This window comes from Azospirillum humicireducens, assembly GCF_001639105.2.
In the GTDB taxonomy this organism is placed as follows: Bacteria; Pseudomonadota; Alphaproteobacteria; order Azospirillales; family Azospirillaceae; genus Azospirillum; species Azospirillum humicireducens.
In genome coordinates this window covers 1,336,989-1,357,525 of record NZ_CP015285.1, presented here as the reverse complement: position 1 = coordinate 1,357,525, position 20,537 = coordinate 1,336,989, and the positions used below count along the sequence as shown (strand labels likewise).

17 protein-coding genes are annotated in these 20,537 nt (G+C 66.5%); 13 read left to right on the top strand and 4 right to left on the bottom strand.

Annotated features, from left to right (window positions below; all coding sequences use genetic code 11):
• Positions 1-110 precede the first annotated feature (110 nt).
• From A6A40_RS06235 to A6A40_RS06190, 10 genes are all read left to right on the top strand, one after another.
• Positions 111-1,490 (top strand): DUF3422 family protein, encoded by a 1,380-nt coding sequence (locus A6A40_RS06235; protein WP_108546682.1) that lies wholly within the window; start codon positions 111-113, stop codon positions 1,488-1,490.
• Between the two features lie 535 nt (positions 1,491-2,025).
• Positions 2,026-2,883, top strand: coding sequence for a cytochrome c oxidase subunit II (gene coxB / locus A6A40_RS06230; protein WP_063634629.1), 858 nt, complete (start codon positions 2,026-2,028; stop codon positions 2,881-2,883).
• Positions 2,884-3,018: 135 nt separating this feature from the next.
• Complete coding sequence (gene ctaD / locus A6A40_RS06225) at positions 3,019-4,647, top strand: cytochrome c oxidase subunit I (RefSeq protein WP_174718509.1); 1,629 nt, start codon at positions 3,019-3,021, stop codon at positions 4,645-4,647.
• A 141-nt stretch (positions 4,648-4,788) separates the two neighbouring features.
• Entirely contained in the window at positions 4,789-5,700 is a 912-nt protein-coding gene (cyoE, locus tag A6A40_RS06220) for a heme o synthase (RefSeq protein WP_063634628.1), read from the top strand.
• Positions 5,697-5,882 (top strand): hypothetical protein, encoded by a 186-nt coding sequence (locus A6A40_RS06215; RefSeq protein WP_063634627.1) that lies wholly within the window; start codon positions 5,697-5,699, stop codon positions 5,880-5,882. The genes cyoE and A6A40_RS06215 overlap by 4 nt, the downstream gene beginning before the upstream one ends.
• A complete protein-coding gene (locus tag A6A40_RS06210) occupies positions 5,882-6,544 on the top strand; it encodes a cytochrome c oxidase assembly protein (protein ID WP_063634626.1) in 663 nt (220 codons plus the stop codon). The genes A6A40_RS06215 and A6A40_RS06210 overlap by 1 nt, the downstream gene beginning before the upstream one ends.
• A 21-nt stretch (positions 6,545-6,565) precedes the next feature.
• Positions 6,566-7,441 carry a cytochrome c oxidase subunit 3 gene (locus A6A40_RS06205; RefSeq protein ID WP_199275890.1) on the top strand — a complete coding sequence of 292 codons (876 nt, stop codon included), beginning with the start codon at positions 6,566-6,568 and terminating at the stop codon, positions 7,439-7,441.
• Between the two features lie 100 nt (positions 7,442-7,541).
• Positions 7,542-7,883 carry a DUF983 domain-containing protein gene (locus A6A40_RS06200; protein ID WP_063634625.1) on the top strand — a complete coding sequence of 114 codons (342 nt, stop codon included), beginning with the start codon at positions 7,542-7,544 and terminating at the stop codon, positions 7,881-7,883.
• Entirely contained in the window at positions 7,880-8,725 is an 846-nt protein-coding gene (locus tag A6A40_RS06195; RefSeq protein ID WP_082860742.1) for an SURF1 family protein, read from the top strand. The genes A6A40_RS06200 and A6A40_RS06195 overlap by 4 nt, the downstream gene beginning before the upstream one ends.
• On the top strand, positions 8,703-10,190 hold the full coding sequence (locus A6A40_RS06190) for a carboxypeptidase M32 (protein ID WP_063634624.1): 1,488 nt from the start codon (positions 8,703-8,705) through the stop codon (positions 10,188-10,190). The genes A6A40_RS06195 and A6A40_RS06190 overlap by 23 nt, the downstream gene beginning before the upstream one ends.
• A gap of 53 nt (positions 10,191-10,243) precedes the next feature.
• On the opposite strand, the gene A6A40_RS06185 is transcribed toward A6A40_RS06190, so the two are convergent.
• Complete coding sequence (locus A6A40_RS06185; protein WP_082860741.1) at positions 10,244-10,708, bottom strand: hypothetical protein; 465 nt, start codon at positions 10,706-10,708, stop codon at positions 10,244-10,246.
• Positions 10,709-10,966: 258 nt separating this feature from the next.
• On the opposite strand from A6A40_RS06185, the gene A6A40_RS06180 reads away from it, so the two are divergent.
• Both A6A40_RS06180 and A6A40_RS06175 read left to right on the top strand, forming a co-directional pair.
• A complete protein-coding gene (locus A6A40_RS06180) occupies positions 10,967-12,937 on the top strand; it encodes a PAS-domain containing protein (protein WP_063636148.1) in 1,971 nt (656 codons plus the stop codon).
• 234 nt (positions 12,938-13,171) lie between these two features.
• Positions 13,172-13,378: a hypothetical protein gene (locus tag A6A40_RS06175; RefSeq protein WP_063634622.1), complete on the top strand. Its 207-nt coding sequence runs from the start codon at positions 13,172-13,174 to the stop codon at positions 13,376-13,378.
• Positions 13,379-13,481: 103 nt separating this feature from the next.
• On the opposite strand, the gene A6A40_RS06170 is transcribed toward A6A40_RS06175, so the two are convergent.
• Both A6A40_RS06170 and A6A40_RS06165 read right to left on the bottom strand, forming a co-directional pair.
• Positions 13,482-16,982 (bottom strand): indolepyruvate ferredoxin oxidoreductase family protein, encoded by a 3,501-nt coding sequence (locus A6A40_RS06170; RefSeq protein ID WP_063634621.1) that lies wholly within the window; start codon positions 16,980-16,982, stop codon positions 13,482-13,484.
• A gap of 271 nt (positions 16,983-17,253) precedes the next feature.
• Complete coding sequence (locus A6A40_RS06165; RefSeq protein WP_063634620.1) at positions 17,254-18,252, bottom strand: response regulator; 999 nt, start codon at positions 18,250-18,252, stop codon at positions 17,254-17,256.
• Positions 18,253-18,619: 367 nt separating this feature from the next.
• Here A6A40_RS06165 and A6A40_RS06160 point away from each other — a divergent pair, with 367 nt between their 5' ends.
• Complete coding sequence (locus A6A40_RS06160) at positions 18,620-19,174, top strand: hypothetical protein (protein ID WP_236783752.1); 555 nt, start codon at positions 18,620-18,622, stop codon at positions 19,172-19,174.
• Between the two features lie 67 nt (positions 19,175-19,241).
• On the opposite strand, the gene A6A40_RS06155 is transcribed toward A6A40_RS06160, so the two are convergent.
• Positions 19,242-20,528: a lytic murein transglycosylase gene (locus tag A6A40_RS06155; RefSeq protein ID WP_063634618.1), complete on the bottom strand. Its 1,287-nt coding sequence runs from the start codon at positions 20,526-20,528 to the stop codon at positions 19,242-19,244.
• Positions 20,529-20,537: the final 9 nt, after the last annotated feature.

Below are 20,537 nucleotides of genomic sequence, written 5' to 3'. Positions count from 1 at the left end.
CTGACTATAGTGTGGCGACGCTGGCGCGATCCGGCAAGTTCGCCGACGCCGGATTGTGTTACCTGATGGTGGGCCGGCCACGGGGTGGTGCTGGGATGGCGGAGGGAAACATGACCGACGGAGCGGTGCCGACGACCACGGATACCCTGAACCGTGCAGGCGCGTCCGGTACAGGCGGCGGCTTGGCCGGGCCTCGTCCCTTGCGCGACCATCCGCTGCGCCAGGTCCTGACCAACGAGGTTCATGCCCGTCCGCCGGAATGCATGGCGGCGCCGGTACGCGCCACGATGCTGGCGATGCTGTCGGGGGAAGGGGCGACGGATGCCGACCGCCGCCATCTGGAGGCGCTGTGCGATTGGGCCGGCGTGGTCCGCCCGCCGCAGGGCGCCACCCACCACAGCGCGTCCTTCGGCAGCTTTCATCTGAAGTGGGAGCGGCACACCGAATTCTCGACCTGGACCGTCTTCCGCCCCAGCGCCATGCCGCCGGGCGCCCTGGTCGATCCCTTTCTGGAGCCGGCGCTGCACGCCCTGCCGCGGGAATGGCTGGCCGGTCTGCCGGGCGAACTGCTTGTCGGCATCCATGTCGCCGTGCTCGACGCCGATACGCCGGAGCCGTCGCACGCCATGATGGCGGCGATGTTCGGGTCGGAAAGCTATGTCGGATCGCGAATCGCCGGACGGTCGGCGACCGCCTGGACCGATTTCCGCATCCATGGCGACGGTTTTTCCCGCATGCTGGTCGCCGATCATTCGATGACGCCGCGCCAGACCGGTCGGGTGTTGCAGCGGCTTCTGGAGATCGAGACCTACCGGGTGCTTGCCCTGCTGGCTTTGCCGATGGCGCGCGGCGTGCTGCCCCGCATCGGTCCGATCGAAGCCGGACTGGCGGAGGTCACCGCCCGCATCGCCAGCCTGCGCGGGCTGCAGGACGAGCGTGACCTGCTCGACCGTTTGACCCTGCTGGCGGCACAGACCGAGCAGATCTCGGCCGAGACCGCCTACCGCTTCGGTGCCGCCCGCGCCTATTACGAGCTGGTGGAGCGGCGAATCGAGGAGCTGCGCGAGATCCGGATCGAGGGGTTGCAGACCGTCCAGGAGTTCATGGACCGCCGGCTGACCCCCGCCATCCGCACCTGCGAGGCGGTCGAGCAGCGGCTCGAGTCGCTGTCGCAGCGGGTGGCGCGGGCCAGCACCCTGCTGCGCACCCGTGTCGAGATCGCGGTCGAGGGCCAGAACGCCGAACTTCTCCAGTCGATGGATCGCCGCGCCCAGCTGCAGCTGCGCCTGCAGGAGACGGTGGAGGGGCTTTCGGTGGTGGCGATCAGCTATTACCTCGTCGGCATCGTCGGCTATGCGGCGAAGGGATTGAAGGGCTTTGGGCTCAAGATCGATCCCGACATGCTGGTGGGAGTGATGATACCCATCGTCATCGCCTTCGTCTGGTCGGGGGTGCGACGGATCCGGAAGGTACTGGTCGGTGAGCATTGAGGGGCGTGCATCAGCGGTATTGCTGAGTTTCTGAACGGGAGGACCAGGCCCCCACCTATCACCTTCGCGCATCTGGCCCGAAGCCGACACCTGCCTCATCCTTGATTCCTGAGTCGCGCCCGTGTGCAGCAACAATCCTGCGCGTCGGCTGGCGCGGCCCTTCATATCCTTTCCAAACTTGAACTCCGGAAAAATCCGCTACTCCAACGGACTGCGACAGAATGCCGCATGGCTAGACCCCTGTGCATGCTCAACCTTTGTTCCAATGGCGCGGCTGATTGTGAGGAAAAGTCTATGGAAATGGTGGGAGAGAGGAAAGGCTTGTAACCCAGCGCGACGTGGGGATAAGCTCCAGATGCGGGTATATGTCGCGCTAAGATGGCGTGATCCCTGCATAAACTGGCGTTCGCTGATAAGCCCAACTATGGACCGCGCGAACAGATGCCGGTCCAGCGGACAAGAGGGCGGAGGGGGCGTCGGCGGGAAGAGACGACCGCGGGCCATGACGAGCGTCGCGGCTAAGAAGGGGTTGGGGATGAGAAGGCAAAGCCTGTACGCCGCCGGCCTGGCGGCGGTCCTGTCGATGGTCGGGCCGGCGATGATGGGGTGGGGTGCCGCCCTGGCGAACGAGCCGAAGCCGTGGGAGATGGGCATGCAGCCCTCCGCTTCTCCGGTCAAGCACCTGATGACCTCGTTCAACGACCTGCTGACCATCATCATCACGCTGATCGTGATCTTCGTCGCGGCGCTGATGGCCTATTGCATCGTCCGTTTCGATGCGAAGAAGAACCCGGTTCCGTCCAAGACCTCGCACCACACGCTGCTGGAGGTTGCCTGGACCGTGCTGCCGGTGGTCATCCTGATCGTGATCGCGGTGCCGTCTTTCAAGCTTCTCTATGCCGCGGAACGCATTCCGGAAGCGGAGATGACCGTCAAGGTCACGGGCCGCCAGTGGTATTGGGACTATGAGTATCCCGACCACGGCAACATCGCCTTCTCCAGCTACATGATCCCGGAATCGGAGATCAAGCCCGGCCAGCGCCGCCTGCTGGAGGTCGACAACCGGGTCGTCGTCCCGGTCAACACCACCGTCCGGCTGATGGTGACTGCAGGCGACGTCATCCATTCCTGGGCGATGCCGGCCTTCGGCATCAAGAAGGATGGCGTTCCCGGACGCATCAACGAGACGTGGTTCAAGGCCGAACGCGAAGGCGTCTATTACGGCCAATGCTCCGAGATCTGCGGCACCAACCACGGCTATATGCCGATCGCGGTCGAGGTGGTGTCGCGCGAGGCGTTCGACGCCTGGGTCGCCAAGTCCAAGACGGCCTTCGCGCCGAAGGACCCGGCCCGCGACGTGGCGGCGCGTCCGACCGGAACCCTGGTCGAATGACGATGTCGGCCGGCCCCGCGGACTTCGCACGGCCCGGCATAGGGATGACGCGATAAGAAGAACATACCCAGCCGCCGCCGGTTCGCGGAAGAACGGACGGCGCGGCGGCCAGGGACAGCGACAAAGGGTAGAGACATGGCAAACGCCACACCGGGACAGGGGCACGCCCCCGGACATGGGCACGGGCACGAGCATGGGCATGACGATCACCATATGCCCGGCTTCGTGCAGCGTTGGTTCTATTCGACCAACCACAAGGACATCGGCACGCTCTATCTGATCTTCTCGGTGATCGCCGGTCTGATCGGCGGCCTGTTCTCCGTCATCATGCGGGCGGAGCTTCAGTCGCCGGGCCTGCAGTTCGTCGCCGACGGTCAGATGTGGAATGTTCTGATCACGGCGCACGGCCTGATCATGGTGTTCTTCGTGGTGATGCCGGCGCTGATCGGCGGATTCGGCAACTGGTTCGTGCCGCTCATGATCGGCGCACCCGACATGGCCTTCCCGCGCATGAACAACATCAGCTTCTGGCTGATCGTGCCGGCCTTCCTGCTGCTGCTGGGCTCCGCCTTCGTCGGAACCGGCGCCGGAACCGGCTGGACCATCTATCCGCCGCTGTCGGCACAGCTGGGACACAGCGGGCCGTCGGTCGACATGGCGATCTTCGCCCTGCATCTGGCCGGTGCCAGCTCGATCCTGGGCGCGGTGAACTTCATCACCACCATCTTCAACATGCGCGCGCCGGGGATGACGCTGCACAAGATGCCGCTGTTCGTCTGGGCGATGCTGGTGACGGCCTTCCTGCTGCTGCTGGCCGTGCCGGTGCTGGGCGGCGCCATCACCATGCTGCTGACCGACCGCAACTTCGGCACCACCTTCTTCAATCCGGAAGGCGGCGGCGACCCGATCCTGTTCCAGCACCTGTTCTGGTTCTTCGGCCACCCCGAAGTCTACATCATGATCCTGCCGGCCTTCGGCATCATCAGCCACATCGTGTCGACCTTCTCCAAGAAGCCGGTGTTCGGCTATCTCGGCATGGCCTACGCCATGGTCGCCATCGGCGTGGTCGGCTTCGTCGTGTGGGCGCACCACATGTACACGGTCGGCCTCGACGTCGACACCAAGGCCTACTTCACCGCCGCCACCATGATCATCGCGGTTCCGACGGGCGTGAAGATCTTCTCCTGGATCGCCACCATGTGGGGCGGGTCGATCGAGTTCCGGGTGCCGATGCTGTGGGCGCTGGGCTTCATTTTCCTGTTCACCGTCGGCGGCGTGACCGGGGTGGTGCTGGCGAACGGCGGCCTCGACAACTACATGCACGACACCTACTACGTCGTGGCGCACTTCCATTATGTGCTGTCGCTGGGTGCGGTGTTCTCGATCTTCGCCGGCTGGTATTACTGGATCGGCAAGATGTCCGGGCGGCAGTATCCGGAGTTCTGGGGCAAGGTCCATTTCTACACCACCTTCGTCGGCGTCAACCTGGTGTTCTTCCCGCAGCACTTCCTGGGCCTGTCGGGCATGCCGCGCCGCATCCCCGACTATCCGGATGCCTTCTGGGGCTGGAACATGGTGTCGTCGCTGGGCGCCTATCTCTCCTTCGCCTCCACGCTGCTGTTCGTCTGGATCGCCTGGAAGACCCTGCGCAGCGGCGAACGGGTGCCGGGCGCCTATTGGGGCCCGCAGGCCGGCACGCTGGAATGGTCTGTCAGCTCGCCACCTCCGTTCCACGCGTTCGAGACGTTGCCCCAGGTGAAGTAAGCGTGCTAACGGGCGGGCGTTGCCGCACTGCAGCGCCCGACCCATCTGGAAAGGACCAAGCCGGATAGCCCAAAAAACGGGCATAGGCAGGACGGGCGCCGGGGCGACGGACCCGGGGTTAGAAGACGACAAGGACATGACATGACGGATGTGACGAACGAACTGACGCTCAATCAGACCGGGGGGGCGTCGGCCGGTGACTTCATCGAGTTGCTGAAGCCGCGGGTCATGTCGCTTGTGGTCTTCACCGGTCTGGCCGGCATCGTCCTGGCCCCCGGCCACATCCATCCCTTCCTGGCCGTGGTCGCCGTGCTGTGCATCGCGGTCGGCGCCGGAGCGTCGGGCGCCATCAACATGTGGTACGACCGCGACATCGACGCGGTGATGGCCCGTACGGTCAAGCGCCCGATACCGTCGGGGCGCGTGGAGCCGTCCGAGGCTTTGGGATTCGGAATTACACTGTCGGTGCTGTCGGTCGTGGTGATGGGGCTGGCCGTGAACTGGGCGGCAGCCTCGCTGCTGGCGATGACCATCGGCTTCTACATCTTCGTCTACACCATGTGGCTGAAGCGCCGGACCCCGCAGAACATCGTGATCGGCGGAGCGGCCGGCGCCTTCCCGCCGATGATCGGCTGGGCCGCGGTGACCGGCAGCGTCGATCTGCCGTCGATCCTGCTGTTCCTGCTGATCTTCCTGTGGACGCCGCCGCATTTCTGGGCGCTGGCCCTGTTCCGCAACGGCGACTACACCCGCGCGGGCGTGCCGATGATGCCGGTGGTGGCGGGAGAGGCGGCGACCAAGCGCCAGATGCTGGTCTATACGCTGATTCTGCTGCCGGTGGCCGCGGCACCGTCCTTCGTCGGGATCTCCGGTCCGGCCTATCTGGCGGTGTCGGCCATCCTCGGCCTGATGTTCGTCGGCTATGCCGTCCGCGTCCTGCGCGCGACCGACGACAAGCCGGCCAAGAAGATGTTCGGTTTCTCGATCCTGTACCTGTTCCTGCTGTTCGCCGTGATGATGGCGGAGCGGCTGATCCTTGGAGGGTGGGCATGACGGCGATGGAACACGATACCCCGATCGATACCCGCGCCTCGGTGGAGGAGCAGAAGCGGCAGGAGGCCGCTCTGCGGGCGAGGAAGCTGCGCGGCCGCAATCTGGCCGTTCTGGCGGCGCTGCTGACGCTGGTCGTCCTGTTCTACGCCATCACCGTCGTGCGGATGGGCGGGGCGCACTGATGGCCAAGAGCGGCGAGATGACCAAGCGCGACGACAGGCTGCGCCGCCGCAACCGGCTCGTTCTGGGCTCCCTGTTCGGGCTGGTGGCGGGAATGATCGGGCTGACCTACGCGTCGGTCCCGCTCTACAACCTGTTCTGCGCCGTCACCGGCTTCGGCGGCACGACCCAGCGGGCCGAGCAGGCCGCGAGCCGTGTCGTCGAGCGCAAGGTCACCATCCGCTTCAACGCAGACACCAACACCGCGCTGCCCTGGTCCTTCAAGCCGGAGCAGAAGGAACTGGCGCTGAAGCTGGGCGAGACCGGCTTCGCCGCCTACCGGGCGGAGAACCGGGGGGCCAAGCCCACCGTGGGAACGGCGGTCTACAATGTCTCGCCTGACAAGGCGGGCATCTATTTCAACAAGATGCAGTGCTTCTGCTTCACCGAGCAGATCCTGGAGCCCGGTCAGGCTGTGGACATGCCGGTGGTGTTCTTCGTCGACCCGGCAATGGCCGACGACCCGAACATGGATGACGTGACCACAATCACGCTGTCCTACACCTTCTTCCGCGCCAAGGACAGCGAGGCACGGCTTGCCCAGCATGCCGTGCCTCCCGCCCCGTCCGGCGGCACGGAAGCAAGCAAACAAAAGGCGGAGCCGGGGGCGACCGCCACAAACTGAACAATATGGGGTAGTGAGACGATGGCCGACATCACCCACGGGCAAATGCCGCACGCCGAACCGTCAGCCCATGAACCGGGCGCCGGCATCCCGCATCCCTACCATCTGCTGAAGCCCAGCCCCTGGCCGCTGATCGGCGCCTTCTCCGGCGGGCTGCTGGCGACCGGTCTGGTCGTCTACATGCATGACGGCGGCTCCTTCCTGATGATCCTGGGGGTGCTGGCCATTCTGGTGACGATGTTCGGCTGGTGGCGCTCCGTGATCCGGGAATCGGTGGTGGAGCATGCCCACACCCCGGTGGTGAAGATCGGCCTGCGCTATGGCATGGCGCTGTTCATCGCATCGGAGGTGATGTTCTTCTCCGCCTTCTTCTGGGCCTTCTTCCACGCCGCCCTGGAGCCCAAGGTATCGCCGCTCAACCCCGACGCCATCTGGCCGCCGCCCAACGTGCATGTCATCGATCCGTTCGACATGCCGCTGATGATGACCATCACCCTGCTGCTGTCGGGCGTCACCGTCACCTGGGCTCACCATGCGATCGTGGAAGGGCGCAACCGCGAGGCGGCGAAGGCGCTGGGCCTGACCGTGCTGCTGGGCGTGCTGTTCAGCTTCTTCCAGGTCTATGAGTATGTCCACGCCGCCTTCAAGTTCACCGACGGCATCTTCCCGTCGACCTTCTACATGGCGACCGGCTTCCACGGCTTCCATGTGCTGGTCGGCACGATCTTCCTGGCGGTGTGCTGGGTCCGCACGGTGAAGGGCCATTTCACCCCCGAGAGCCATTTCGGCTTCGAGGCTGCGGCCTGGTATTGGCACTTCGTCGACGTGGTCTGGTTGTTCCTGTTCGTATCGGTCTACTGGTGGGGTGGTTACGGCGGTGTGATCGCCAGCCACTGACGCCACCGGCGCCGAGCCGTTCCGGCAGCCTTCACCCTTTGCCGGAGCGGCCCGAACGGGAGGTTTCAGCGTGAGCGATCATTTCCCAAGAGTATCCCCGATGTCGGCGGGCATGCGTTGCGTCTGCCCACGCTGCGGACGCGGAAGGCTGTACTCCGGCTACCTGACGGTGGCCGAGCGCTGTAACGTCTGCGGCCTCGACTTCTCGCAGGTGGACAGCGGCGACGGCCCGGCCGTCTTCCTGATCTTCATCCTGGGATTCCTCGTGGTGCCGGTGGCGCTGTGGGTATCGATGACCGTCGACTGGCCGCTTTGGCTCCACGCCACCGTCTGGAGCATCGTGGTGCTGGGCCTGACTCTGGGCATGCTGCGGCCGGCGAAGGCCTATGTCGTCGCCCTGCAGTACCGCTATCGCCGCAGCGAGGTCGAGAAGGGATCATGAAGGCCGCAACCACCGGAACAGGAACGGCGGCGGCAGATGGCGCCGGATCGCGGGAGCGCCGCCGCTTCCGTCCGTCTCTCGGCGCCACCCTGGTCACGGTCATCGGGCTCGCGCTGGCCATCGGCCTCGGCACCTGGCAGTTGGAGCGGCTGCAGTGGAAGACCGATCTGGTCGCCCGCATCGCCAGCCGGATCGCCGAGCCGCCGGTCCCACTGCCGGCCCGCATCGACGATGCCTCGGCTTGGGAGTTCCGGCCGGTCACCCTCTCCGGCCATTTCCTCAACGACAGGGAAATTCTGCTGATCGCCCGTCCGCACCAGGGACGGGTCGGTTACGAGCTTCTTGTCCCGTTCCAGCGCGCGGACGGGGCCGGCATCCTGCTGGTCAACCGCGGCTTCATCCCCATGGATCTGCGCGATCCGGCATCCCGCCCTGCCGGTCAGGTAAAGGGGGAGGTCAGCGTCAAGGGCATCGTCCGCCTGCCGCAGCAGCCCGGCCTGTTCCAGCCCGGCAACGGCACGCCGCAGCCGGGGACCGCCTGGATGCGCGCCGATCCGCCCGCCATGGCGGCGGCGCTGTCGCTGGACCGCGTGGCGCCGGTGCTGGTGGAGATGCTGCCCGGCCAGACCTTCGGCCCTCCGGACGCCGGACTGACCGGCGCGCCGCCCGGCGCGCTGGCGGGGATCGAGCCGCGGGTGGACCTGCCGAACAACCATTTGCAGTATGCCTTGACCTGGTACGGACTTGCGGTAACGCTCGCCGGGATCTACGTGCTGTCGCAGCGCAAGCGCGCCGACACCGGAACCGACGGACCATCCGATGACCGCATATCAGGAGCTTGAACGCCGCCACGCCCGCATCGCCGCCATCGGCGACGCGCTCGGCATTCTCGGCTGGGATACCCAGACGATCATGCCGGAAGGCGCGAACGACGGCCGGGCGGAGCAGACCGCGACCCTGTCGGTGATCGCGCACGAGCTGGCGACCGACCCCCGCATGGCCGACCTGCTGGCGGAGGCGGAAAGCGACGGCAGTCTCGACGCCTGGCAGCGCGCCAACCTGCGCGAGATGCGCCGCCATCATATCCAGTCCACCGCCATCCCCGCCGATCTGGTGGAGGCGACCAGCAAGGCCGTGTCGGTCTGCGAGATGACGTGGCGCACGGCGCGGGCGGAGAGCGATTTCGCCAAGCTGCTGCCCTCGCTGACCGAGGTGCTGGCCCGCGTGCGCGAGGGGGCGGAGGCGATGGGCTCCGTCATGGGCATCAGCCCTTACGATGCGCTGCTCGACAGCCACGACCCCGGTGCGCGGGCGGAGCGCATCGACGCGCTGTTCGCCGACCTCTCGGCCTTCCTGCCCGACCTGATCGGCCGTGTGCTGGACCGTCAGGCCGCCGCCCCGGCGCCGCTCGATCCGCAGGGGCCGTTCCCGGTGGAAAAGCAGCGCGAACTGGGCGTGCGTTTGATGGAGCGGCTGGGCTTCGATTTCAGCCGCGGCCGGCTCGATGTCTCGCTTCATCCCTTTTGTGGCGGGGCGACCGGCGACGTGCGCATCACCACCCGCTATGACGAGGCCAACTTCACCGATGCGCTGATGGGCATCCTGCACGAGACCGGACATGCCCTGTACGAGCAGAACCGCCCGCGGGCGTGGCTTGGGCAGCCTGTGGGCCAGTCGCGCGGCATGGCGGTGCATGAGAGCCAGTCGCTGCTGATGGAGATGCAGGCCTGCCGCTCGCCGGAGTTCATCACCTGGCTGGCGCCGATGGTGCGCGAGACCTTCGGCGGGGAGGGGCCGGCCTGGGAGGCCGGCAATCTGCGCCGGCTCTACAGCCGGGTCGAGCGCGGCTTCATCCGCGTCAATGCCGACGAAGTCACCTATCCGGCGCATATCATCCTGCGCTACCGGCTGGAGAAGGCGCTGATCGCCGGCGACCTGACCTTGCCGGACCTGCCGGGAGCCTGGAACGACGGCATGGCGGAGCTGGTGGGCGTGGTGCCGCCGAACGACAAGCTCGGCTGCCTGCAGGACATCCATTGGCCGGGCGGCGGCTGGGGCTATTTCCCGAGCTACACCCTCGGCGCCATGACCGCGGCCCAACTCTTCGATGCCGCGCGTACGGCCGATCCGGAGATCGTCCCGGCACTGTCGCGCGGCGAGTTTGCGCCGCTGGTGGCTTGGCTGCGGGTGAATGTGCACGAAACCGGCTGTTTCCATGCCTCTGGGGATGAGTTGCTGACGGCGGCTACCGGCCGTCCGCTCGATGCGTCGGTGTTCAAACGGCATCTGGAGCGGCGCTATCTCTGATCCCGTGACCGCGGCCGGCCCCTTGACGATGGGGCCGGTCCGGAAGCCGGTTGCTAAACCGCGATCTGCGTGACCATCGGCGTGTTCACCCCGGCGTCCGCACGGCGATAGGCTTCGATGGCATCGGACCAGGGTTCGATGGTCAGTCCACTGCCCATGGCCTCCTGGTGGATGCTCTGGGCGACATAGCCTGCGTTGGGAACAGCCGTCATCGGAACGGGACCGCCGCTGACCGGGCTCTGGTCGTCGGCGGTGGAACCGATGGTGAAGCCGCCGGCCGACCCGCCGGCGCCTCGCGAGCGCCCGGTCGTCGAGTCGGCATCCGCACGGCCGCTTCCCTGCAGCGCATCCCCGGTTGCCTCGGTCCCCTCCCTGTTCCGCTTGCGCTCGTCCTCGCCGGGAATCCGGCGGATCGGCTGAACGGCAGCGGCATCGCTGGCCAGCATCTGACGCAGCTTCGCAACTCCCGAGGTGGGCATCGTGCCGGTCGGTGCGGGCAGGGCGGCCAGTCCGGACAAGGGGTGCAAACCTCAGGGTGGCGGGAGGGTGAAAGCAGGCATGGTCACGGCGGTCGTGAGGCCATTTCGATCTTGCACAAACCACACGGGATTCGAAACAGGATAGCAGAGCAAAAGTTCCGAAATGCTTAAACTGTCCATTAAATGTTCTCGGGTTGCGACACCCTGACATCGACGAAGGCTCGGCAGGATCGGAACCGCCTGTTACAGTGGTTCGTTCGATCTCGGACCCGCGTAACGATGGATGGCGCGCCGACCTTGCCAGCCCAGATCCCCGATCTTCCGACGAACCTTTCCGTCACGGCCGGAACCTCCGGGACGGGGACTGCCATCGGCGACGACCTTTCGGCGCTGGCGCTGGAGCAGATGGATCAGGGTGTGATCCTGGTCGATGCCGACCTGACCGTGAAGGTGATCAACGGTCCGCTTTATGAGTTGTTCGGCTTGCCACGGGGATTTATGCCGGGGGCCGATTATGCCCAAATCATCCATTTCCTGGCCCGCAGCGGCGAATACGGTCCGGGGGATCCCGACGCCATCGCCGCCCGCCATCTGGAGCGGGCGATGCGCGCCGACCCGCCGTCATACGAGCATTGCCGACCGGACGGGCGGGTGTTGGAAGTTCGCACGCGGCGCACCAGCGGCGGGGGCTTCATCCGCACCTACACCGACGTCACCGAGCGGCGCCGGGCGGAGGACGATCTTACCAAACAGCGGCACCTGCTTCGCCTGACCCTGGAAAATATGGGGCAGGGCATCGTCCTGCTGGACCGCGACCTGCGTTACATCGCCTGGAACGGACTTGCGCTCGACATATTGGGTGTGTCGGAGGAGGTCATGCGCGGCAGGCCGCGTCTGCAGGATGTCGTGCGTCACCAGATCGCCAGCCGGCTGGTGGAAATGCCGGCCGGCTCCCCCGATTTCGGCGACGATCTCGACGCCAAGACGGCCTATCTGATGGATCGGATCGGCCGGCCGACGGGCGAGTTCGTCTATGCCCGCCCCCAGGGCGATGGCCGCTATGTCGAGGTGCGGGTGGTTCCGCTTCCCGATGGCGGACAGGTTCGCACCTTCACCGACATCACCGGCCGTGTCATCGCCGACGAGGCCGTGCGTCAGAGCCGGGAGATCCTGACCGGTGTCATCGACGCCATTCCCGCGCTGATCGACGTCAAGGATCGTGACGGCACGGTGCGCCTGACCAACCGCTTTTACCGTGAGACCTATGGACCGGACGAAATCCCTCCTTCCGGTCCGCCTGCCGACCGCGCCGCGGCACTGGACCGGCTGGTGGTGGAGAGCGGTCAGGGCGTGCCGTTTCACGAGGACCGTGCGCCCGATGGCGACGGCGCGATGCGCGACTGGCTGACCACCAAGATGCCGCTGACCGACCAGGGCGGCAAGGTGACCCACATCGTTACCGTGGCGCTGGACATCACCGCCCGCAAGCGCGCCGAGGCCGAATTGCGCGATGCCCAGGCCAGCCTGATCCAGGCGGAAAAGTTGGCATCCCTGGCGCAGCTCGTCGCCGGCGTGGCGCATGAAGTGAACACGCCGATCGGCGTTACCCTGACCGCCATCTCCCACCTTGGCGAAGAGGTCGGCCGCATCCGCTCCCTGTTCGAGGACAATCGCATCCGCCGCAGCGATTTCCAGGAATTCCTGGACGTTGCATGGGAAACGACGCGGATGATCCTGTCCAACGTGGAGCGCGCCACCGGCCTGATCCAGAGCTTCAAGCAGGTCGCCTCCGACCAGGCGAGCGGCGAACGCCGCCCCTTCGATCTCGCCGCCTATGTGGACGAGGTGATGCTGAGTCTGCGGCCCCGCCTGCGCCGCACCCGTGTCACCGTGGAACTGGACATTCCCGCCGGCCTGATCGTCGACGGCTATCCCGGCGCCTTCGCGCAGGTGCTGTCGAACCTGATCATCAACGCCCTGGTCCACGCCTATGACGAGGGCGAGACGGGCCGCATCCTGCTGTCTGCCCGTCAGCAGCCGGCCGGTTGGATCGTGATGCGCTATGCCGACGACGGCAAGGGCATCCCCGCCGACATCCGCCCCCGCATCTTCGAGCCCTTCTTCACCACCAAGCGCGGTCTGGGCGCCAGCGGGCTGGGCCTGAGCATCTGCGCCAACATCATGACCGGCACCATGCGCGGCAGCATCGCGCTGGAGGATGGCGGGGGGAAGGGGACGCGGTTCGTGCTGCGTTTTCCGATCGCGTAGCGGGAACGGTCGGGCAGGGAAGCGGCCAGGCAACCCACCCGATCATGACCGCTGACGGTGGCGCCGGGTCTGCGAACCTCCGCTGCGGCGTCTCCGCTGGAATCTGACAGCAAATCGCCTGTAACCCGTCGATTCCTTGCGAATTCGCAATGCCACCCATCCAGGCAATCATTAGGCTGTGCTCATAAACAAGACCGCCGCCGCGCATCGCGGCATGGGAATGGAGCACTCGCCATGGCGACCCACACCGACCTGAACGCCCCCGTCTATGAGAAGTTCAACCCCGGCATCTTTCTTCTCGGGCTGCTCGCGGCGGCGGCGATGCTGCTGATCCTGCCGATCGGCTTCATCTTCCATCCGAGCATCATCCTCTATGCGGCCCTGCTCGGCACCGCGCTGTATTTCGTGGCGATCTGGAAGATGACGGCCGGAGCCAAGTAGCTCTGAAAAGGGCTGATCCGAGGAACGAAAAGGCGCCCTCCCCGGCATGAGCGGGGAGGGCGCCTTCGCGTCATCTCACATCGCTGGACATCCGACGGAGCATTCACTCCGCCGCCAGCGGCTGCGGGGCGGCGACCGGGGCGCGGTAGGCTTCCAGCAGCTTGGTCTCCTTCGCCTTCGCCATCGACACGTTGCGGGCCTTCACCGGGCCGTAGCCGCGCATCTCCATCGGCAGCCTGGCGATCTCCACCGCCAGATCCAGCTTCTCACGGGTCAGGCCGTGCAGGACCTCCCCCATCACTGCCTCATACTCGGCGATCAGCTGTCGCTCCTGGCGGCGCTCGGCCGTGCGGCCGAACGGGTCGAGCCGGGTGCCGCGCAGGCGCTTGCCCTTGGCGAGCAGGCGCAGCACCGGCAGCATCCACGGGCCGAAGGTCTTCTTCTTCGGTTCTCCACCGTCCTCACCGGTTTCGCCCATCACCGGCGGGGCCATGTGGAAGGTCAGCTTCCAGTCGCCTTCGAACATGCGCGCCACAGACTCGACGAAGCCGCTGTCGGTGTAGAGGCGCGCCACCTCATACTCGTCCTTGTAGGCCATCAGCTTGAAGTGGGAACGGGCGACCGCTTCGGTCAGCAGGGTGGAGCCTGGAACCTTCTGCTGCTCGATCCGGCGGGTCCAATCGACCAGCGCATGATAGCGGGCGGCATAGGCGGCGTCCTGATAATCGACCAGGAAGCGGTGACGGCGCTCGATCACCTCCTCCAGGCTGCCGGATTGGCGGCGCTGGTCGAGCAGAAGCGACGGGGCGGTCTGCGCCACCTCCTGCGGCTTTGCGGCGGCCTCGACCGACGCCAGATCGACGGCGGCGCGGCGACCCCAGCGGAAGGCGTCGAGGTTCAGCGTCACCGACACGCCGTTCAGCTCGATGGCCTTCAGGATCGACTCCTCGCTCAACGGGATCAGGCCCTTCTGCCACGCATAGCCCATCAGGAACGGGTTGGCATAGATGCTGTCTCCCAGCAGCGCGGTGGCGAGCTTCGTCGCGTCGAAGGCATCGACATTGGCGTCGCCGCAGGCCTTTCGGATGTCGCCGACCAGATCGCGCACCGGGATCACCATGTCCGGCTTCTTGATGAAGTCGGCGGTGATGCTGTCATGGGTGTTGATGACGGCGCGGGTGCGGCCGGCCGTCATCTTCGATAGTCCGTCGCCCGCGGCTGCGACGATCAGGTCGCAGCCCAGCACCGCGTTTGCTCCGCCGGCGGCGATGCGGACGGAATGGATGTCCTCCGGCGTGTTGGCGATGCGGATGTGGCTGGTGACCGCACCGCCCTTCTGCGCCAGCCCGGTCATGTCGAGAACGCCGACGCCCTTGCCCTCGATATGGGCGGCCATCCCCAGCAGCGCGCCGATGGTGACGACGCCGGTGCCGCCGACGCCGGTGACGTAGAGGCCCCAGGTCTTGTCGATGGTGGGGAGGGCAGGGGCGGGAAGGGTGCCGGTATCGGCGGACTTGGCCGCGGCCGGCTTCGGCTTGCGCAACTGCCCGCCTTCCACCGTCACGAAGCTGGGGCAGAAGCCCTTGGTGCAGGAATAGTCCTTGTTGCAGCTGGACTGGTCGATCTGCCGCTTGCGGCCGAACTCTGTCTCCTGTGGGATCACCGACACGCAGGACGACTTGGCGGAACAGTCGCCGCAGCCCTCGCAGACCAGCTCGTTGATGACCACGCGCTTGGCCGGGTCCACCATCTTACCGCGCTTGCGCCGGCGGCGCTTCTCGGTGGCGCAGGTCTGGTCATAGATCAGCACGCTGACGCCGGGGACCTCGCGCATCTCCTTCTGCACGCGGTCGAGGTCGTCGCGGTGCTCCACATTGGCATATTGCGGCAGGCCGTTGCCGATGCCGTACTTCTCCGGCTCGTCGGAGACGACGGTGATGCGCTGCACGCCCTCGGCCCGCAGGACGTTGGCAATGGACTGCACCGTCAGCGTGCCGTCGAAGGGCTGGCCGCCGGTCATGGCGACCGCGTCGTTGAACAGGATCTTGTAGGTGATGTTGACCTTGGCGGCGATGGCCTGACGGATCGCCAGCACACCGGAATGGAAATAGGTGCCGTCACCCAGATTGGCGAAGATGTGCTTTTCCTCGGTGAAGGCGGCTTGGCCGACCCACGGCACGCCCTCGCCGCCCATCTGGGTGAAGGTATCGGTCGAACGGTCCAGCCACGTCGCCATATAGTGACAGCCGATGCCGCCCAGCGCACGGCTGCCTTCCGGCACGACGGTCGAGGTGTTGTGCGGGCAGCCGGAGCAGAAGGTCGGCTTGCGCACCACGCGCGCCACATGGGCCTTCTGCTTCTCCTGCGCGTCGAGGAAGGCGATGCGGCGGGCGAGAGTCTCGTTGTCGACAAAGCGCTGCAGCCGGCGGCCGATCACCACCGCGATCTGGGCGGGGGACAGTTCGCCTGCGCTCGGCAGGATCCACTCGCCCTCCTCGTCGAACTTGCCGACCACCTTCGGGCGGACGTCGGGGTTCCAGTTGTACAGCTGTTCCTTCAGCTGGTTCTCGATGACCGCGCGCTTCTCCTCCACCACGATGATCTCTTCCAGACCCTCGGCGAAGTGGCGGACACCGTCGCGCTCCAGCGGCCAGGGCATGCCGACCTTGTAGACGGTGATGCCCCAGTCCGCCGCCATCTCCTCGGTGATGCCCAGTTCGTCGAAGGCCTGACGGACGTCGAGGTAGCTCTTGCCGGTGGTGACGATGCCGAAGCGCGGGCGGGGGCTTTCCATCACCACCCGGTCCAGCTTGTTGGCACGCGCGAACGCCAGGGCGGCGTACAGCTTGTGCTTCATCAGCCGGTATTCCTGCTCCAGCGGCGGGTCGGGCCACCGGATGTTCAGCCCGCCTGGCGGCAGCGCGAAATCGCCGGGGATGACGGGGGAGACGCGGTGCGGGTCGATGTAAACCGATGCCGAGGTGTCCACCGTCTCCGCAATCGTCTTCATCGCGATCCAGCAGCCGGAATAGCGGCTCATCTGCCAGCCGATCAGGCCGTAATCCAGGATCTCCTGCACCCCCGACGGGTTCAGCACCGGGATCATGGAGTGCATGTAGGCGTGTTCGGACTGGTGCGGGAAGGTGGAGGATTTGGAATTGTGGTCGTCGCCGGTCAGAACCAGCACACCGCCGTGGCGGGACGTGCCGGCCGCGTTGGCATGCTTGAACACGTCGCCGGACCGGTCGACGCCCGGCCCCTTGCCGTACCACATGGCGAAGACGCCGTCATACTTGGCGCCCTTGAACATGCCGACCTGCTGGCTGCCCCAGACGGCGGTGGCGCCCAGCTCCTCGTTCACGCCGGGCTGGAATTGGATGTGGTTCTTTTCCAGGAATTTGCGGGCATTCCACAGATTCTGGTCGAAGCCGCCCAGCGGCGACCCGCGATAGCCCGAAATGAAGCAGCCGGTGTTCAGCCCGGCGGCGAGGTCGCGCTGGCGCTGCATCATCGGCAGGCGGACCAGCGCCTGCGTACCGGTGAGGTACACGCGCCCCTGCTCAAGCGCGTATTTGTCTTCGAGAGACACTGTTGCAAGCGCCATTCTTCATTCCCTCCCATCGGTCGGCAGCCTGGCAAACTCCATGACGGAGTGCTGGGGCGTCGATTTGTTCGCTGGGCAAAAAGGTAATGAAGGCTGTCTTATATCGCAACGGATGCCGGCTGACGCCTTGCAAAAAGCAAGGAATGTCGCGGCAACCGGCGGTATTCCGTAACGGAGCGTATGGAAAGTCCTGACTTGTGGAATTTCCTGCACCGAACACCCTCTCGCCCAGATCCTCTCCAGACGATATGGGGACGGACTCAGCGTCCGGTCAGGGGGATTTGCCCGGAGGCACCGGGCTGCCGTTTTCCGGCCAGTTGCCGAAGTCGGTCTGGCCGCGGGCGGCCAGGGTGCGGACGCTGGCGCGCAGCGTGCGGATCAGGCACAGCGCCACCGCCATCGACTGGGAACCGCCGTCCGAACCAACCAGCCAGCGCAATGCCGCGGCATGGGCCTGAAGGGCATCGGCATACCCCTCCACATCGGGCTCCACCCAGGTGATGCAGGTGGACAGCGACGCAACAATCGACGACACGGCGGAATCGCCGGCAGCGGCCATCTGCAGGTCGGACAGCGCGTGGCGCAGACGGCTGCCGATGGGGTCGGGGCGGTCGATCGCCGCCTCCAGCTTGTCGATCGCCAGCATCAGCCGGACCCGCCTGGGATCGTTGCTGCGCAGCGTCGCGGCACCGGCGTCCGGCGGGATGGTCGCAGGGGGCAGGCTCGAAGAGGGCGGGGGCAGTTGCACCGCCCGTCCCGCGTCCGGACGCAAAGCGGGGGGATGGGGAGAGGAGGGACCGGAGCCGTCGGTGCGGCCGTCGCTGCGCGTTACCCCTCCCCCCGTGCCGGTGCTGTTGGTGCGGGGTGCCGTTTCGCGGCGGTTCAGCACCGCGTCGATCCGGCGGGCCAGCGTGGCGGCGGGCACCGGCTTCGCCAGGACGGAATCCGCGCCGGCATCCCAGGCGCTGCGAACGGTTGCGAGGTCGGCATTCGCGGTCAGCACGATGATCGGCATCGCGGGGCGCATGCTGTTCGCGGATTGGCGAACCCACTGGATCAGTTGGGCGCCGCCCACGGGTTCCATGACCCAGTCCGTCACCATCAGGTCGAAGACCTCGCGGCGCAGCGCGTCCTTGGCTTCCTGGCCGTTGGCGACCGCTGAGATCTGGCCCACTCCCCAAAGACCCAGCATGTCCTTCAACGCCCGCTGCAGCAGCGGGTTGTCGTCGACGATCAGGATCTTGACGGGAGAGGCGGGGCGCTTCGTCATGGAGCGGTTCCGATGATGCGGCTGTCTCTTCCCCATATCCGCCTCGTATCGCGGCTTTGCATGGAGGGGGATGGGTAGCCGACCAATGAGACATCGTTTGCACCCTTCGGCAGGCGGGATTATCCCTGCCGCTGTTCGAAAGGGTTGGAGAGCATGGCAGGCACCTCTTTCGATGACATCGAGGACGCTGCGCCCATTATATGAGAATATCCTGATGGGAGTGGACGGGTCGCGGGACGGCTTCTATGATCCTGGTCCCGGTCGTTTGTGAAAGGGCGATGAGATGGACGGCGGATGCTGTGGCGGTTCCTGTGGCGGCGGCGGATCCCGCCGGCCGGCGGGCGGCTCGGGCGACCTGAAGCACACCATGCGGATATCGATGGTGGTGAATGGGCTGCTCGCCGCACTTCTGCTCGCCGCCGCCGATGCGACGCAGGCGGTTTCCCTGTGGGCGGCCGGGCTGCTGGTGCTGAACCATGCGGCGTCCAATGGCGTTGCGCTGGCGGGCATGGGACAGGCACCCGAATGGCGTGTGCGTCTGTCGGCCGTGCAGGGGGTGGCGCTGGCCGTTGCGGCCGTGGTCCTGGTGGTGGCGGCTGGACGCAGCATCGCCGGCATGGCGTTTCCCGACGTTCCGCTCGCCAGCCTTGCGTTGCTGTTCGCAATCGGCGTGACGGTGGTGGCCTCGACCCTGCTGTTCGCCGGACGGCGCGGTACGCTGACTCCGCGGGCGATCTGGCTGTGCTCCCGCAAGAATGTGTTGCCTCTGGGCGCCGGTCTGGCGGGATTGGCCGCGAGCTGGCTGCTGCTGGACGGCGCGCCCGACGCGTTGGTCGGCGCAGGGGTGGCGGCGATTCTGCTGCCGGCGGCTTTCGGGCTGATGCGCGGCGGGATGGCTGATGAGGGGATGAAACAGCCGTAAGGGCTTCCCCGTTCCCGCCCCCGGACAAGCGGGGGAGGGACGGGGAAGAGGCGCGGGGATTGACCGCTCAAGACCGCTGCCGCAACCGCTCCAACAATGCCTTGGTGGCGAAGCCGTCGGGAATTTCCCCGATAGACGCCTGGAAGCGGCGCACCGCGTTGCGCGTGTTCGCGCCGACAATGCCGTCTGCCGCCCCCGGCTCCATGCCCAACGACGCCAGACGCTGCTGCAGGTCGATGCGCTCGTCGCGGCTCAACGCCTGTTCTTCGCGCGGCCAGCCGCCCTGGACGCCCGGCTTGCCGGTCATGCGGTCCGCCAGCAGGGCGACGGCCAGCGAGTAGCTGGTGGACGGATTGTAGCGCATGATCGCGCGGAAATTGTCGCGCACCAGGAAAGCCGGACCGCGATGGCCGGCAAGCACCAGGATCGCCGCCGGGGCGTCGCCGGCAAGGTCGCCGCCATCCAGCGGATGCACACCCAGCCGGCGCCATTCCGACAGCGGCTTGGTGATGCTCAACTCCGCCTGGTCGTAGGGGAATCCATCCGGAAGCCGGACCTCCTGGCCCCAGGGCTCGCCCTGCTTCCAACCGTTGGCGAGAACGAACTTGGCGGTGGAGGCCAGCACGTCCGGCATGCTGCCCCAGATGTCACGGTGGCCGTCGCCGTCCTCGTCCACCGCGTTGCGCAGGAAGACCGTCGGCATGAACTGGGTCTGGCCCATGGCTCCGGCCCAGGAGCCGGTCATGCGCTCCGGCGCGATGTCGCCCGAATCGAGAATGCGCAGCGCCGCCAGCAGTTCCGAGCGGAAATAGGCGGCGCGGCGGCCCTCGAAAGCCAGCGTCGTCAGCGCGTCGATGACCGGGAAGTTGCCGGTCGATTTGCCGAAGTCGGACTCCACCCCCCAGAAGGCGACCAGGATCTCTCCCGGAACGCCGGTGCGGCGGGTGATGCGGGACAGCAACGCCGCTTGCTCCTGCAGCTTGCGCCGGCCGTCCTGGACGCGCTTTTCGTTCACGGCGCTGTCCAAATACTGCCACACTTGCCGGGTGAACTCGGGCTGGGACGAATCGAGTTCAACGACGCGGTCGGACAGCTTCACACGCTGGAAGGCGCGGTCGAAGGTCTGCGGACGGATGCCCTGGGACAGTGCTTCGGCACGCAGTGCCGCCAGCCATTCGGGGAAGGGAACGGACTGCCGGACGGCGGCCTGCGATTGGGCGGCGGACGGTGCCGCGGCGCCGGAGGTGGCGCTCGCGCCGCCTGCCACGGGGGCGGTGACGCCTGTGCTTTGGCAGCCGGCCATCAGCAGGGTGGCGAGAAGGAGGCGGGCGGGATGACGGAACGGAAGTCGCATGCGCTCGAC

Excerpts from the sequence above, each read along its gene's own strand:
- A6A40_RS06235 (WP_108546682.1), top strand. The coding sequence starts at position 111 with ATGACCGACGGAGCGGTGCCGACGACCACGGATACCCTGAACCGTGCA.
- coxB (WP_063634629.1), top strand. The coding sequence starts at position 2,026 with ATGAGAAGGCAAAGCCTGTACGCCGCCGGCCTGGCGGCGGTCCTGTCG.
- ctaD (WP_174718509.1), top strand. The coding sequence starts at position 3,019 with ATGGCAAACGCCACACCGGGACAGGGGCACGCCCCCGGACATGGGCAC.
- cyoE (WP_063634628.1), top strand. The coding sequence starts at position 4,789 with ATGACGGATGTGACGAACGAACTGACGCTCAATCAGACCGGGGGGGCG.
- A6A40_RS06215 (WP_063634627.1), top strand. The coding sequence starts at position 5,697 with ATGACGGCGATGGAACACGATACCCCGATCGATACCCGCGCCTCGGTG.
- A6A40_RS06210 (WP_063634626.1), top strand. The coding sequence starts at position 5,882 with ATGGCCAAGAGCGGCGAGATGACCAAGCGCGACGACAGGCTGCGCCGC.
- A6A40_RS06205 (WP_199275890.1), top strand. The coding sequence starts at position 6,566 with ATGGCCGACATCACCCACGGGCAAATGCCGCACGCCGAACCGTCAGCC.
- A6A40_RS06200 (WP_063634625.1), top strand. The coding sequence starts at position 7,542 with ATGTCGGCGGGCATGCGTTGCGTCTGCCCACGCTGCGGACGCGGAAGG.
- A6A40_RS06195 (WP_082860742.1), top strand. The coding sequence starts at position 7,880 with ATGAAGGCCGCAACCACCGGAACAGGAACGGCGGCGGCAGATGGCGCC.
- A6A40_RS06190 (WP_063634624.1), top strand. The coding sequence starts at position 8,703 with ATGACCGCATATCAGGAGCTTGAACGCCGCCACGCCCGCATCGCCGCC.
- A6A40_RS06175 (WP_063634622.1), top strand. The coding sequence starts at position 13,172 with ATGGCGACCCACACCGACCTGAACGCCCCCGTCTATGAGAAGTTCAAC.
- A6A40_RS06170 (WP_063634621.1), bottom strand. The coding sequence starts at position 16,982 with ATGGCGCTTGCAACAGTGTCTCTCGAAGACAAATACGCGCTTGAGCAG.
- A6A40_RS06165 (WP_063634620.1), bottom strand. The coding sequence starts at position 18,252 with ATGACGAAGCGCCCCGCCTCTCCCGTCAAGATCCTGATCGTCGACGAC.
- A6A40_RS06160 (WP_236783752.1), top strand. The coding sequence starts at position 18,620 with ATGCGGATATCGATGGTGGTGAATGGGCTGCTCGCCGCACTTCTGCTC.
- A6A40_RS06155 (WP_063634618.1), bottom strand. The coding sequence starts at position 20,528 with ATGCGACTTCCGTTCCGTCATCCCGCCCGCCTCCTTCTCGCCACCCTG.